Origin of the sequence: Ruminococcus sp. MCC718 (genome assembly GCF_018783905.1) — a bacterium.
GTDB classification, from domain to species: domain Bacteria; phylum Bacillota; class Clostridia; order Lachnospirales; family Lachnospiraceae; genus Hominisplanchenecus; species Hominisplanchenecus faecis.
The window spans coordinates 820-15,311 of record NZ_WQNP01000074.1 but is presented as its reverse complement, the minus strand read 5'-3'; the positions used below and the strand labels follow the sequence as shown (position 1 = coordinate 15,311).

At 45.2% G+C, this 14,492-nt stretch carries 11 protein-coding genes and 3 tRNA genes; all 14 read right to left on the bottom strand.

Annotated elements, in window-relative coordinates; translation table 11 throughout:
* Window positions 1–17: 17 nt before the first annotated feature.
* Window positions 18–461, bottom strand: a complete 444-nt coding sequence (locus GPK60_RS07910) for an ACT domain-containing protein (RefSeq protein ID WP_022119892.1) — start codon at window positions 459–461, stop codon at window positions 18–20.
* A 294-nt stretch (window positions 462–755) separates the two neighbouring features.
* Window positions 756–828, bottom strand: a tRNA-Thr gene (locus tag GPK60_RS07905).
* Between the two features lie 141 nt (window positions 829–969).
* Window positions 970–1,713: a 23S rRNA (guanosine(2251)-2'-O)-methyltransferase RlmB gene (gene rlmB / locus GPK60_RS07900; RefSeq protein WP_022119891.1), complete on the bottom strand. Its 744-nt coding sequence runs from the start codon at window positions 1,711–1,713 to the stop codon at window positions 970–972.
* Window positions 1,710–2,174 carry a ribonuclease III domain-containing protein gene (locus tag GPK60_RS07895; RefSeq protein ID WP_022119890.1) on the bottom strand — a complete coding sequence of 155 codons (465 nt, stop codon included), beginning with the start codon at window positions 2,172–2,174 and terminating at the stop codon, window positions 1,710–1,712. Before GPK60_RS07895 ends, rlmB begins: the two co-directional genes overlap by 4 nt.
* Window positions 2,159–3,565: a cysteine--tRNA ligase gene (gene cysS / locus GPK60_RS07890; protein WP_215659231.1), complete on the bottom strand. Its 1,407-nt coding sequence runs from the start codon at window positions 3,563–3,565 to the stop codon at window positions 2,159–2,161. The genes GPK60_RS07895 and cysS overlap by 16 nt, the downstream gene beginning before the upstream one ends.
* 178 nt (window positions 3,566–3,743) lie before the next feature.
* On the bottom strand, window positions 3,744–4,889 hold the full coding sequence (locus GPK60_RS07885; protein WP_215659230.1) for a GNAT family N-acetyltransferase: 1,146 nt from the start codon (window positions 4,887–4,889) through the stop codon (window positions 3,744–3,746).
* Entirely contained in the window at window positions 4,882–5,421 is a 540-nt protein-coding gene (gene ispF / locus GPK60_RS07880) for a 2-C-methyl-D-erythritol 2,4-cyclodiphosphate synthase (RefSeq protein ID WP_022119887.1), read from the bottom strand. Before ispF ends, GPK60_RS07885 begins: the two co-directional genes overlap by 8 nt.
* A 108-nt stretch (window positions 5,422–5,529) precedes the next feature.
* Window positions 5,530–5,603, bottom strand: a tRNA-Met gene (locus tag GPK60_RS07875).
* An 18-nt stretch (window positions 5,604–5,621) separates the two neighbouring features.
* Window positions 5,622–5,694, bottom strand: a tRNA-Val gene (locus GPK60_RS07870).
* A gap of 140 nt (window positions 5,695–5,834) precedes the next feature.
* A complete protein-coding gene (locus GPK60_RS07865) occupies window positions 5,835–6,455 on the bottom strand; it encodes a transposase (RefSeq protein WP_215659229.1) in 621 nt (206 codons plus the stop codon).
* Between the two features lie 447 nt (window positions 6,456–6,902).
* Window positions 6,903–10,712, bottom strand: coding sequence for a phosphoribosylformylglycinamidine synthase (locus GPK60_RS07860; protein ID WP_215659228.1), 3,810 nt, complete (start codon window positions 10,710–10,712; stop codon window positions 6,903–6,905).
* A gap of 82 nt (window positions 10,713–10,794) precedes the next feature.
* On the bottom strand, window positions 10,795–13,155 hold the full coding sequence (locus tag GPK60_RS07855; protein WP_022119884.1) for an ATP-dependent DNA helicase: 2,361 nt from the start codon (window positions 13,153–13,155) through the stop codon (window positions 10,795–10,797).
* Between the two features lie 123 nt (window positions 13,156–13,278).
* Entirely contained in the window at window positions 13,279–13,506 is a 228-nt protein-coding gene (locus tag GPK60_RS07850) for an HPr family phosphocarrier protein (protein WP_022119883.1), read from the bottom strand.
* Between the two features lie 189 nt (window positions 13,507–13,695).
* Window positions 13,696–14,492 (bottom strand): TIGR03915 family putative DNA repair protein (locus tag GPK60_RS07845; protein WP_215659226.1); only part of this gene is annotated, 797 nt, incomplete at its 5' end.

Below are 14,492 nucleotides of genomic sequence, written 5' to 3'. Positions count from 1 at the left end.
TCCAAAGAATTGCTTTTTTATTCTCTTGCTAAAATTTTGATGTACTGTACACCGCACTGTATTTCAATATCCTGCATCATCGCCGATATATCTCCTGTCGTAGCGAGGATCTCCACACTGAGCGTCAGAGATGCGATGCCGTTGATCGGAATACTCTGATGGATCGTCAGGATATTGGCATGATAATCTGCCACGATATGCAGTACATCCGACAAAAGTCCGGTCTCATCATCCATCTGGATCATAAACGTGATTGTTTTCCCTTTTGCATTGTCATGAAACGGAAAAATATCGTCTTTATATTTATAAAAAGAGCTGCGGCTGATGCCGACCATATCTGCTGCTTCCTGTACTGTGGACGCTTTCGCCGACTCCAGCAGCCGTTTCGCCTCTACTACTTTCAGAAGTACTTCCGGAACCGCTTTCTTGGTAACCACATAATATCGATTCTTTTCTTCCACTTCAAAGTCCTCCTGTCTCTTCTATATGCATCTTTTGCTGTATACTCTTTCTATAGTGTACATTTGTGCTTCCCCGAAAGATATTAACACATTTTAACAGGCGGTGCAACCAGAAATTCTTCTGACTACCTTTTGGCATAAAATTTTTCTAACTACCTTTTGACTGCATTTCCTCAATATTTTACGTTTTTTCAATTCATTTTAATCTTCTTATATGCCAGAAAAGCACATATTTCAGAACGCAAAAATACCGGAAACCCCTGACTTACTGGATTTCCGGTATTATTTCTGTTAAGCTGCTGACGGGACTCGGACCCGTGACCTCCTCACTACCAATGAGGTGCGCTACCACCTGTGCCACAGCAGCCTGTGCGGTCGTGACCGCTACAGTTAGTTATATTATCACAGGAATCTGCTTTTGTCAATACTGTTTTTGCATTTTATTGCTGCTGTTCACTCATCGTGCGGCGTTTATTGTTTCTCTGCGTAAAAAAGTGGTTCCGTTCATCTACCCCTGAAGTCTCTGTCTGACGATCTCAAATGCAAGGACGCCTGCTGCCACAGATGCATTCAGGGAATCGATATCCCCTTTCATCGGAATAGAAGCCACAAAATCGCATTTTTCTTTTACCAGCCTGCTGACACCTTCCCCTTCGTTGCCGATCACCAGACCGATTGGTCCTTTCAGATCGAGATTGTACATCATTTCTCCGTCCATATCTGCACAGACAAACCACATACCTTCCGCCTTCAGTTCTTCGATCGTCTTGCCGATGTTGGTTACTTTTGCAACCGGTGTGTAGTTCAATGCTCCTGCGGAGACTCTGGCTACGGTTGCTGTCAGTCCGACTGCTCTTCTTTTCGGGATCACAACGCCATGTGCCCCTGCAAGGTTTGCGGTACGGATGATCGCACCTAAGTTGTGCGGATCTTCGATGTTATCCAGGAAAATGATAAACGGTGCTTCGCCTTTGTCTTTTGCGTTCTGCAGAATATCAGAAATTTCTGCATACTCATAGGCCGCCGCACTTGCGATCACGCCCTGATGATGTCCCGTCTGAGAAAGCTGATCCAGACGTTCTTTTTTCACAAACTGAACGATCGTATCATGTTTTTTGGCTTCCCGCAGGATCGTTCTCACTGGACCGTCCTGACAGCCGTCCAGTACAAACAGTTTGTCGATCGTTTTGCCGGAGCGGAATGCTTCCAGCACGGCATTTCTGCCTTCTATGGTAAGTTCTTCGTATCTCATGCCTGTTCCTGACCTTTCTTTTTCTGACTTTCTGCCATATCAAGACCGGTCTTTATCAGCTCGATGATACGTTTCGTATCCTCTTTCAGATAAAGATATCCCATCAAGGCTTCCAGTCCGGTCGCTTTACGGTAATCTGCCACCGTTGCATTTTTTGCTTTTGTGTAAGACTTTGCATTGCGTCCGCGTTTGTATATCGTGATTTCCTCTTCGCTCAATACCGGCATCAGGTTTTCGATCATCTCTGCCTGAGCAGAAGCTTTGACGAGCTTTGATGCACGCTCATGCAGCTTCTGCGGCGGACAGTTCCCATGTTTGACCAGAAGTGTGCGGATCACCAGGTCAAAAATAGAATCTCCTATGTATGCCAGTGTCAGCGGGGAATAAGTTCTCAGATCCTGATCTTCCAGCTGAAATTCTTCTTTCAGGTATTCTACAAAAGAATCTATGCTCTTTTCCATTTTACTCCTTCTCTTGTGTCCTCAAGAACGATTCCTTTTTCCAGCAGTTCTGCACGGATCTCGTCTGCTCTCTGGAAGTTTCTCTCTTTTCTTGCCACCTGACGCTCTTCGATCAGTTTTTCAATCTCTTCATCCAGGATCTCTTCTTTGGTCTCGAAAACAAGTCCCAGGATATCGCCAAGCTCCAGAAGTTCATCCAGAAGACTCTGTACAAATGCTTTTGTGCCATCTTCATTCACGTTGCTGTTTGCAAGACGAACCAGCTCAAATACAACTGAAATGGCATCTGCGGTATTGAAGTCATCATCCATGGCATCATCAAATTTCTTTGCCAGGTTCTTTGCTTCTTCCAGTGCTGTCATCTCTTCTGCCGTCATCTCTGCCTCTTTTGCAGCTCCGGCATAATGTTTCAGGCTGTCTGCCGCATTACAGATACGTGCAAGTCCTGTTTTTGCAGACTCCATCAGATCAGCACTGAAATTCAGCGGACTTCTGTAATGTGCACTGAGCATGAAGAAACGCAGTACCTGGAGGTCATATTTCTCACTGATCTCACGCACGGTAAAGAAATTGCCAAGGGATTTGGACATTTTGCGGTTATCAATATTTAAGAACGCATTGTGCAGCCAGTATCTGGAAAAGATCTTGCCGTTGCAGCATTCGCTCTGTGCAATCTCATTCTCGTGATGTGGGAATACCAGATCCTCTCCACCTGCATGAATATCAATCTCTTCGCCCAGATATTTTTTCGCCATAACGGAACACTCGATATGCCATCCAGGACGTCCGTCGCTCCACGGAGACGGCCAGGACGGCTCGCCTTCTTTTTTCGGTTTCCACAGTACAAAATCCAGCGGATCTTCTTTCTGATCTTCTCCGGTTACCAGAAGAGAACGGTTTCCGGAACGCAGATCATCGAGGTTTTTATGGGAAAGTTTGCCATATTCTTCAAAACGACGTGTGCGGAAATATACGGTACCGTTTACGTTATAAGCATACCCTTTCTCGATAAGCGTGGAGATCATATCGATCATACCGTCAATTTCCTGTGTTGCCAGCGGATGTGTGGTGGCCGGTTTGACATTCATGCCTGCCATATCCTTTTTGCACTCTGCAATGTAACGCTCGGAAATCTCTTTTGCTGTCACGCCTTCTTCGTTTGCCTTTGCAATGATCTTGTCGTCAACATCGGTAAAGTTGGATACATAATTTACTTCATAACCTTTATGCTCCAGGTAACGTCTGACGGTATCAAACACGATCATCGGTCTTGCATTTCCGATGTGGATCAGATTGTATACAGTAGGACCGCATACATACATGCTGACTTTACCTTCCTGAAGCGGCACAAATTCTTCTTTCTGTTTGGATAAGGTATTATAAACTTTCATGGTTTTTCCTCTTTTCTTTTCGAACTTAACAGCCTGATATCCCGTGTTTTGACCCCGGATACCAAACCTGAAAATCTGTTCTAAGTCTATGCAAAATTTCGCGGTTTGTCAAGGTAAACCGCCCTTTGCAACGATTTCAGGCGAACTGCCCTTTGCAGCGATTTCGCCACTGTCATTTTCAGACAACTTCATTAAGAAATACCGACAGGCGGAACAGTTCTTCTGTCAGTTGTCCGATATCCATGCTGCAGAACATTTTCTTTTCTTTTTCTGACAGGTTTTCAACTCTTATCAGGCTTCCTCCTTCGATTCCTGTTTTTATAATGAAATATCCATTGTTTTCCGGGATAAGGCTGTCTGTCAGCCTGATTTTCCATTCCTGTTCTTTTTTTATTTTTAGGCAGCAGACAAAACGCTCCAGATGCACGATCCGTCCCATGATCGCCGGAACGTTTTCACTTTGGGCATATTGTTCCCATATTTGGGGGAATGCAGTAAATGTGCACTTTTCCTCACTTGCCCCAAACCAGTGAAGCACTGCCGGAAAGGCTTTTTTCTGCACGGCATCTTCCACTACAATCTCCCAGGCTTCTCTGTCTTTTTTAAGTGCCAGGAAATAGCCGCATATCTCTTTTTCTTTTCGGATCAGGATCAGGCTTCCCCCTTCGCATCCCACTTCCTGCATCCGCTGTTCAAAATAAGCAATATTGTGAACGGTATAAACTTCTGCCAGCTTTGAAAGCTGTTTTTCTGCAAAACACGCAAGTTCTGCAAGATCCTCTTTTTTTGCTTCTTCACAGAAAATGTCTCCGGAAACTTCCTGATCCGAATGTATCTGCCAATTTTCATCCGTTTCTGCTCTTCGCAGCACATCCGCTGTCACGGTCATTTTATTTTTTTCATAAATAAATCGAAAGCCAAACGGACGATAGATGGCTTCTGCGGCCGGCATCAGCCAAGTAAACGTCTCTTCTCTCCGGTACATTTCCTGAAGGGAAGCCTGTAAAAGCGAACGCATCATGCCCTGATGACGACAGTCGGCTCTCGTTGCCACTGCCACGATATAATTGGTCTTCACCTTTTCACCGCAGAACATCATTTCATATGGATTTAAATGCAAAGTTGCCAGAATCTCCTGTTTCTCGTTTTCCACCACAAAAATCTCATTTTCTGCTGCTTTTACACGAAAATAGTAATCCACAAACGCCGGACTGTCCTCATCAAAAATTTCTTCGTAAAGTTTTCTTGCCCTCTGGTTTTCCACGGCTTTTGCTGCTTTTCCGGAAGTTATCCCCATGCCAAGTCTCTTTACACACTTATCCACGGCATCCTCCACAACTTTTACACCCTTCTTCGGATGAGGCCGCCATCACGCTCCACTCTCTTATAGATGAGAGCATGCAGACCGCCTGGGAAGAAATCCCTTCTCCGCTTCCGGTAAATCCAAGCCCTTCTTCTGTCGTTGCTTTTACATTGACCTGATTTTTCTCAAGGCCCAGTGTCTTTGCAATATTCTCCGCCATCTGCGGAATGTACGGCAAAAGTTTTGGTCTCTGTGCGATCACGACCGCATCAATATTTTCTACTGCATAACCATTTTCTTCCAGCAGTGCTCCGACATGCTCCAGAAGTTTGATACTGGAAATGCCTTTGTATTTCGGATCCGTATCCGGGAAATGTTTTCCGATATCACCAAGGGCAGCCGCACCAAGCAGTGCATCCATGATCGCATGCAGCAACACATCTGCGTCAGAATGTCCAAGCAGACCTTTTTCCCATGGAATCTCAACTCCGCCCAGAATCAGTGCTCTGTTTTCTACCAGTTTGTGAACATCGTAACCTATACCAACTCGCATTGTCATTCTCCTTACTTTTGACTGTTTAAACACTTTTACAGTTACAATAACCAGACCGTGATTATGATAACGAAAAAGCTCTGCAAACATTTTGCAGAGCTTCGACAGTAGCGGAAGGGAGATTCGAACTCTCGACACTACGGGTATGAACCGTATGCTCTAGCCAACTGAGCTATTCCGCCATATTCTTTTTAATTTCATGGGACCTACAGGGCTCGAACCTGTGACCCTCTGCTTGTAAGGCAGATGCTCTCCCAGCTGAGCTAAGATCCCATGTCGTTTTTGTTTTGCAGTTCATCGCTTGACTGCTTCGCTATTATAATACGGATTGACGTAAAATGTCAACACCTTTTTTCAATTTTTTTTAATTTTTTGTTTTTTTGTTTTTTTCCTACATTTTACACATTTTTGCGTCACTTTTTCTTTTCTGAAACGTTTTTATATATAGAAACATCTCTATAGAGTCTCTCCCCTTCTTGCTGTGCCTGCCGGTGCAGGGCTTTGATCTTTCGAAGTGCCTGTTTCTGGCTGCCAGCCAGTTTGGTTAAAAAAATTTCCGGTCTTATGATTCCGGAACGATACCGCAGCTCGTATTCTTTCAGGCTGGTCCACCAGTAATCTTCCGGCATCTGCACATAATTGTACCTTACCGGCAGAAAATGGAATGCTATTCCAAGCTGCATGATCTGTTTCATATCATATCCTTTCAGCCATTCATATTCGATCTGAAATTTTTCTTTGCTTTCCGGAAATCTCTTTCTGTAATGTTCCTGAAACTGCTGCTTTGTTTTCTGCATCGCCAGACGGATCTTTTTTCTGCCATCTGCCGTTGCGAGAATATAGGCCTCATAATCCAGCACACAATATGCATATACATTGATCTTCAGATCCTGTATCGCATTCAGGAGCATATCCAGGAAACGCTTTTTTTCAATTTCATTTCCAAACACCGGACCAGAACTGGTTTCTCCGAAAGTGATACAGCAGACCTGCTGACAGATATTACGATTGGCACCTTTTTCCTGAATATACATACTTTTTCTCCTCCCTCATGCCGCACGTTTCTTTTTTCGATTTTTGTCGTGCGTGCCATAACTTTACTACAGCATTTCACCTATTTCAACCCATTTTATACCTGTGACACGCATGGATACTTCGAACGTTTTTTCTGCGTATCCTCTGCTTTTTGTACTCTTTTTTTTAATCGATATTCGCAAAATGTGTCATATCCTGTCGACAGAAAATCGCTGTTCTTTGAAAATCCGGAAAACATTCTGCTGTTCCTGGTGTAAAGCTTACATGATGGATATTACTTTTTCTTCATCTCAGTATCAAAAAAGTTCCAGAAAGTCAATATCACTTTCTGGAACTTTTTTATCACGTTTTCGGTGTTCGGCGTGTCAATAAGTCTAAAGTGCTCATTTGTGGCAGGCACAATCGCAGTTCAGACTTTTGACGCTTACATTATATTATCTGAAATCTTATTTAAAGTAAGCAACTCCGGATTCAAAGATCTTCATATCCTGCTCGCCAAAGATATTGATCGCAACGGAATCTCCTCTTCTCTCTGCATGAGCCATCTTACCAAGCACACGTCCGTCCGGGCTTGTGATACCTTCGATTGCATAGTAGGAACCATTGACATTCCATTCTTCGTCGTTAAGCTGAACATTGCCGTCTGCATCCACGTAACGTGTTGCGATCTGGCCGTTTTCATAAAGTTTTTTGATCCATTCTTCGCTTGCCACGAAACGTCCCTCGCCATGCGATGCCGGACTGCAGTAAGTTGCTCCGAGCTCTGCCTGTGCCAGCCATGGGGATTTGTTTGTCACAACTTTTGTATAGACCATCTTGGAAATATGACGACCGATGGTGTTGTAGGTCAGTGTCGGAGAATCCGGTGTCTGACCGGTGATCTTTCCGTAAGGAACCAGTCCCAGTTTGATCAGTGCCTGGAATCCGTTACAGATACCAAGGGCCAGTCCGTCCCGCTCTTCCAGAAGTCTGGTAACGGCTTCTTTCATCTTTGCATTCTGGAATGCTGTTGCGAAGAATTTTGCGGAACCATCCGGTTCATCACCTGCTGAGAATCCGCCCGGGAACATGATGATCTGTGCCTGATCGATCGCTTTTGCAAAAATATTGACAGAATCACGGATATCTTCTGCTGTCAGGTTTTTGAATACTTTGACATCCACTTCTGCACCTGCACGTTCAAATGCCTTTGTGCTGTCGTATTCGCAGTTTGTACCTGGGAATACTGGAATAAATACGCGAGGTTTTGCCACTTTATGTTTGCATACATAAACGCTTCCTGCATGATAGCAGCCGTTCTCGTCGATCGTGCCGCCATCTGCTGCCTGCTGTGCTTCTATGCTCTCCGGTGCCGGTCCGTCGTTTTTCTCTGCTCCGGATACGGTTTTAAATACCTTCTCCAGCGTACCTTTCCATGCAGTCAGAGCCTCTTCCATTGTAACTTTTACATCCCCATAGGAAAGCACTGCATCGTCTTCTACTTCACCAATCACAACGCCTGCGATCGTAAGCTCTGCCACTTTATCTGCCGGTACTTCTGCTACGATGCTTCCGAAATCTGCTGCAAAGAGGTCTTCTTTTGCTACCTGTGCATCGATCTTGACACCTTTGTGGTTACCAAATGCCATCTTGCTGACAGCTGCTGCCAGACCATTTCCGTCCAGTGCATAGGCAGATACGATCCTGCCTGCTTTAACATCTTCAAAGAATTTATGATACTGATCCATGATCTTCTCATAATCCGGAAGATCATAAGCATCACGCTCGATTTTCAGCAGAACCAGTTTGTTTCCCGCTTTTTTCAGTTCCGGTGTAATCATGGTCTTGTCACTTGCCACATCTACAGCAAAAGATACCAGTGTCGGCGGAACATCGATCTCATTGAAGGTTCCGGACATACTGTCTTTTCCTCCGATGGACGGCAGTCCAAATCCGAGCTGTGCATCGTATGCACCAAGCAGTGCCAGGAACGGCTGGCTCCATCTTGCCGGATCTTCGGTCATACGACGGAAGTACTCCTGGAAAGTGAAACGGATCTTGCTGAAATCTCCGCCGCCTGCAACGATACGTGAAACGGACTCGATCACAGCGTAGATTGCTCCATGATACGGGCTCCAGCTTGACAGATACGGATCAAAACCGTAGCTCATCATCGTTACAGTGTCTGTCTTGCCTTCCAGTACCGGAAGTTTTGCAACCATTGCCTGTGTCTCTGTCAGCTGATATTTACCGCCGTACGGCATCAGCACAGAGCCTGCTCCGATGGAACTGTCAAACATTTCCACAAGACCTTTCTGTGAACAGCAGTTCAGATCAGCCAGCATGGAGAGCCATTTTTCTTTTACATCTGTTACTTCCGGTTTTGTGAAATATTTATTTTCCTGTGAAGGAATCTCTGCTTTTACATCGGTCTCCTGATGTGCACCGTTTGTATCCAGGAATGCTCTGGAAATATTTACGATTTCTTTGTCTCTCCAGATCAGGACAAGACGCGGGGATTCTGTGACAACTGCCACTTCTACTGCTTCCAGGTTTTCTTCGTTTGCGTATTTCAAGAATTCCTCAACATCTTTCGGATCTACGACAACAGCCATACGTTCCTGAGATTCGGAGATGGCGATCTCGGTTCCGTCAAGACCTGCGTATTTTTTCGGCACTTTGTCAAGGTAGATGTTCAATCCGTCTGCTAATTCTCCGATCGCTACGGATACACCGCCTGCACCAAAGTCGTTACACTTTTTGATCAGTCTGCTGACTTCCGGACGGCGGAACATTCTCTGGATCTTACGTTCGGTCGGTGCATTTCCTTTCTGTACTTCTGCTCCGCACACTTCGATGGAAGCTTCGGTGTGGACTTTGGAAGAACCGGTTGCACCGCCGATACCGTCACGGCCGGTACGTCCGCCAAGCAGAATGATGATATCGCCCGGATCAGATGTCATTCTCTTTACATCTTTACGCGGAGCGGCACCCATAACAGCTCCGATCTCCATTCTCTTTGCAACGTAATCCGGATGATAGATTTCTTTGACATATCCGGTTGCAAGACCGATCTGGTTACCGTAGGAACTATAGCCGTGTGCTGCCTCACGTACCAGTTTTTTCTGTGGGAGCTTACCTTTGAGTGTTTCTTTAACAGAAACGGTCGGATCCGCCGCACCGGTCACACGCATTGCCTGATATACATAGGTACGCCCGGAAAGCGGATCTCGGATTGCACCGCCAAGACAGGTTGCCGCACCACCGAAAGGTTCGATCTCGGTCGGATGATTGTGTGTTTCGTTCTTAAAGTTAACCAGCCATTCTTCTGTCTTTCCGTCAATCTCAACCGGAACTACGATACTGCAGGCATTGATCTCATCGGATTCTTCCTGGTCATCGAGTTTTCCTTCTTTTTTGAGTTTACGCATTGCCATCAGTGCCAGATCCATCAGACATACGAATTTATCTTCTCTTCCTTTGAAGATCTCTGCACGGTCAGCCAGATATTTCTGATAGGTGCCTTCGATCGGCTCACGGTAATATCCATCGGTAAATGCAACATTCTTCAGTTCTGTTGAGAATGTTGTATGACGGCAGTGATCAGACCAGTAGGTATCCAGAACACGGATCTCGGTCATGGACGGATCTCGGTGTTCTTCGGATTTGAAGTAATTCTGGATATGTAAAAAGTCTTTGAAGGTCATTGCAAGATTCAAAGAATCGTACCGTTTCTTCAGTTCTGCCTCCGGCATATCCTGAAATCCGTCCAGAATCGCCACATCTGCAGGCTCTTCAAATTTTGCAACCAGCGTTTCCGGTTTTTCCATGCCAATTTCCCGGGAATCAACCGGATTGATGCAGTGATGTTTGATAGCTTCGAACTCTTCATTGCTCACTTCGCCTTCGATCACATACGTGGTGGCAGAACGGATCACCGGTTCTTCCTCTTCATTCAGGAATTTCACACACTGTACTGCGGAATCTGCTCTCTGGTCAAACTGTCCAGGAAGAAATTCTACAGAAAAGGCGCGTGCATTCTCTGCCATCTCGAAACTTTCTTTGTAAAGGGTATCTACCGGCGGTTCTGCAAAAACGGTCTTGCATGCTTTTTCAAAAACATCATCCGATATATTTTCCACATCATAACGAATCAGTACTCTGACTCCGGTCAGTCCGGATACTCCCAGATATTTACGGAGTTCATGCCGAAGATCCTTTGCCTGTACAGCAAAAGCCGGCTTCTTTTCCACATATACTCTTCTTACGCTGCTCATAAGTTCCTCCATGCTCTGTATTGGTTGGTTAGTTACCTGTCTGCTATTGTATCACCTGACAGATTTTCTGACAAGTCGTATTTTAGTGCTCGTATTCTGAAAGCTCCCAGAAACGCCCGAGTTTGTCTGCTACATTACTCCGGCTGCAATACTCACACTCCTCCCATTCTCTCGGAAACATCTTCCGGTATTCACTTTTCGCAAAGCGTTCGTCAAGCAGCAGCACTACGCCCCGATCCTGTGCGGTGCGGATCACTCTTCCCGCGGACTGCAGAACTTTGTTCATCCCCGGATAGCGATAGGCATAGGCAAAACCGTCCTCGTTTCTTCCATCATAATACTGTTTGAGAATCTCACGTTCCCGGCAGATTTGCGGAATACCGGTTCCGACGATGATTGCTCCGATCAGACTGTCCTCTTTCAGGTCGATCCCTTCTCCAAAAATCCCGCCCATCACACAGAATCCCAGAAGTCCCTCGTCCTCTTTTCGCTTCTGCTCAAATTCATGCAGAAATGCCTCTCTTTCCTCCTCAGTCATTCCGGATGTCTGGCAGATACAGCGAATACTGCTATCCAGCTGCGGCCCGGTACACGCCATTACATCCTGAAGCATACGATAGGACGGAAAAAATGCCAGATAATTTCCCTTTTTCTGCATGACCATCTGTTTGATATAAGCTGCGATCCGCATATATTCTTCCTGACCTCTTCTTGTATAACGGCTGCTGACATCCGTTCCGATCAGAACAGCACGTTTTTTGGGATCAAACGGAGACCTGGCATAGATTGCATAATCGTCCTTCGCCTCACTTAGCAGACTGATGTAATACTGCACCGGAAGAAGCGTTGCCGAGAAAAAGACAGCTGCGTTCGCTTTGTCCAGACATTTCTGGATGTTTGCCGATGTATCCACACAGTAGAGACGCACTAAAAAACTTCCGTCCGGTGCATAGTACGTGTAGATCACATAATGATCATCCACCAGATCATAAATATTCAGGAATTTAGAAACTTCAAAATAAAATTCCAGCAATTTTTCATGCACTTCTCCATCCGGTTCCTCTTCCAGAAAATCTTCCAGTTCACCACAAAGATTCATCAGCGGCAGGATCAGCTCACTTATATTTTTTCGTATCTGATAATCTTCGCATTCCCGCTTCCATTCCAGAAGAACCCGGTTGCATTTTTCCAGCGTACGGCCGATTTTTCTGCTTTTGCTTTTTAGCAGGCGGCGAATTTCAAGAAATCGCTCTTTGCAAAGACTTGCACTGTACATTTCCCGTCCTCGTTCCACCAGATTGTGTGCCTCATCGATCAGAAACAGATACTCTCCTTTTATATTGTCCCCAAAAAAACGCTTCAGCCTTGCATTCGGATCAAATACATAATTATAGTCACAGATCACGGCATCCACCCACATCGAAAGATCCAGCGTCATCTCATAGGGGCAGACTTTCCATTTTTCGCTCTGTTTCCAAATGGCTTCCCGGTCAAACACCTCGGTCTCATTCAGCATTTCAAAAACTGCTTCGTTCACCCGGTCATAATGCCCTTTCGCATACGGACATTCGATCGGATTGCATTTTACCTCTTCCAGTGGACAGATCTTTTCTTTTGCTGTCAGCGTCAGTACTTTATAGCGAAGCCCTTTGCCTTTTAAAACAGAAAAAGCTTCTTCTGCAACGGTCCTTGTGACCGTCTTCGCCGTCAGATAAAAAATCTTTTCACCAAGATTTTCACCGACTGCTTTTACCGTTGGAAAGACCGTGGATATGGTTTTGCCGACACCGGTCGGTGCCTGGATAAAGAGTTTCTTCCTGTGTGCGATTGTCCGGTATACAGCTGCCGCCAGCTGTTTCTGCCCTTCCCGGTAAGGAAACGGAAAAACACAGGCATGGATGCTTTCCTGCCGACACGTTTTCCATTTCACCTGCATTTCACACCACTTGCAGTATTGCTCCGTCAATTCATCAAACCAGCTTTTCAGCTCTTTTACTGAAAACTCCTGCACAAAACGCCGAATCTCTTCTGTTTCCAGATTGCAGTATGTCATCTGCACCGAAATCACATCCAGTTTCTGCTCACTTCCGTAAATCGCCGCATAACACTTCGCCTGTGCCAGATGCAGTAGATCCGGCTTTTCCATAGCATCCAGACTGCGGTACACCCCTTTTATCTCATCCACCGTGATCCGCCCGTCCTGTTCCAGGATACCGTCTGCCCGTCCTTCTACGAAAAGTGTAAACGTTTCTTTTACAATCTCGGCCTTCAGAGAAACTTCCGGTCGGTATCCGGCTCCCATGCTGCCCTGTATTTTCCTGTGTATCCGGCTTCCGAGCTGCATGGCTTCCTTATCTGCCATACCGCCCTTTCCGCCGTCAATGTCGCCGCTGTGCAGCAAAAACTCCACCAGCGAACGTACCGATATCCGAAACTTTTCCACTTTACTCCCTCCCATACTGATTCTGCAAAAAAATTGCTGCAGGACAAAGCTCTGTCTTTTGGACTCACTTCGTACTGCAGCATTTTTATGATCGGAATATGATCTCAGATCATATGCTCTTCTTTATGCACATGCGTATTTACATAACACATTTTCAAAAGCGTTATTTTTACCGCCATATTTTACGGTTAATTCTCTTGACAAATCCAGACTCAGCACTCCCAGCATAGATTTGGCATCAATGATTATCCTGTTATAAAATACATCAATGTCAAAATCACACTTTTCAGCGGCATGAACAAATTCCTTGACTTCTTCATATTCCGTAAGTTTGATTTTCTTTTCCAACATAATCTGCATCCTCCTGTTCTGCGAAATGTTGTGTCTCGAAATCATTCCCGCAATCTCTGCAAGAAAAATCTCTTTGTTTTTACATTGCACGTATTATGACACCAAGCTCTTTATTTGTCAATGTGATTTTTTACGTTTTTTATGTAAAAAACAACAAAAAAAGCAACATTTTGACAGGATACAACGCTTCTATTTGGAAAAAAGTGCACATTTTTCTTCTTTTTTAAGGTGCTCCGTCTGATATGGGCGGTATTTTAATGGCAGAAGCTGCTGCTGCAATTTTTCATTTTTTCGTTCCTGAATCGCAATCGTATCAAAGAAAATCTGCCATCCCCGGCTCATTTCTTTCTCGTTATCGGACAATTTCAGTTTTGTTTCATCGAAAGCTTCGATGTGTTCCCAGATTACCCATTCCTTTCCTGCTTCATGCACCAGCATCGCCTGATGCGTCTTGTCATAGATCATAAAATGCTCCATTGGAAAACGGTCTGCAAAATGCTCCCCGATCAACGCCAGAACCTGTGCCTGCGGTGCGATCACAGAAAACAGAATCCCCTTTTCCAGCTCCCGGAATCTCAGAAATTCACAACAGTGCCCTGCCTCCCTCCCGGTTTTTCTCGCCATCCGGAAAATGCGAAAAATGGTCGGATGCTCCAGTGCATGGATGAGCTTTTTCCCGGTATGCAGTGCCAGCACAATCATTCTGTAGATGTCATCTGCTTTTTGATCATCCGCTGAGAGGAGAGCCTGATAGAGAGCTTCAAAATCTTCTAGGTACATTTTTCGATTCAGAGTGCGAAGTACCTTATCTGCCTTCTCTGCATCCGGTCCCACCTCCAGGCAGTCTGTAAAAAACTCGGGCTGATATCCTTTTTTCAGGGCAAGTTTTACATTTGCATGTCCCAGTCTACTGTCCCACGCATCATAAACCCCGGTCAGGATCCCGCACACACTGTCCTCGCACAAAAATACGGTCATACTATCCA

What these genes read in the sequence shown, in the direction of transcription:
- GPK60_RS07860 (WP_215659228.1), bottom strand. Translation starts at nt 10,712, where the DNA reads ATGAGCAGCGTAAGAAGAGTATATGTGGAAAAGAAGCCGGCTTTTGCT.
- GPK60_RS07895 (WP_022119890.1), bottom strand. Translation starts at nt 2,174, where the DNA reads ATGGAAAAGAGCATAGATTCTTTTGTAGAATACCTGAAAGAAGAATTT.
- ispF (WP_022119887.1), bottom strand. Translation starts at nt 5,421, where the DNA reads ATGCGAGTTGGTATAGGTTACGATGTTCACAAACTGGTAGAAAACAGA.
- cysS (WP_215659231.1), bottom strand. Translation starts at nt 3,565, where the DNA reads ATGAAAGTTTATAATACCTTATCCAAACAGAAAGAAGAATTTGTGCCG.
- GPK60_RS07850 (WP_022119883.1), bottom strand. Translation starts at nt 13,506, where the DNA reads ATGTTGGAAAAGAAAATCAAACTTACGGAATATGAAGAAGTCAAGGAA.
- rlmB (WP_022119891.1), bottom strand. Translation starts at nt 1,713, where the DNA reads ATGAGATACGAAGAACTTACCATAGAAGGCAGAAATGCCGTGCTGGAA.
- GPK60_RS07865 (WP_215659229.1), bottom strand. Translation starts at nt 6,455, where the DNA reads ATGTATATTCAGGAAAAAGGTGCCAATCGTAATATCTGTCAGCAGGTC.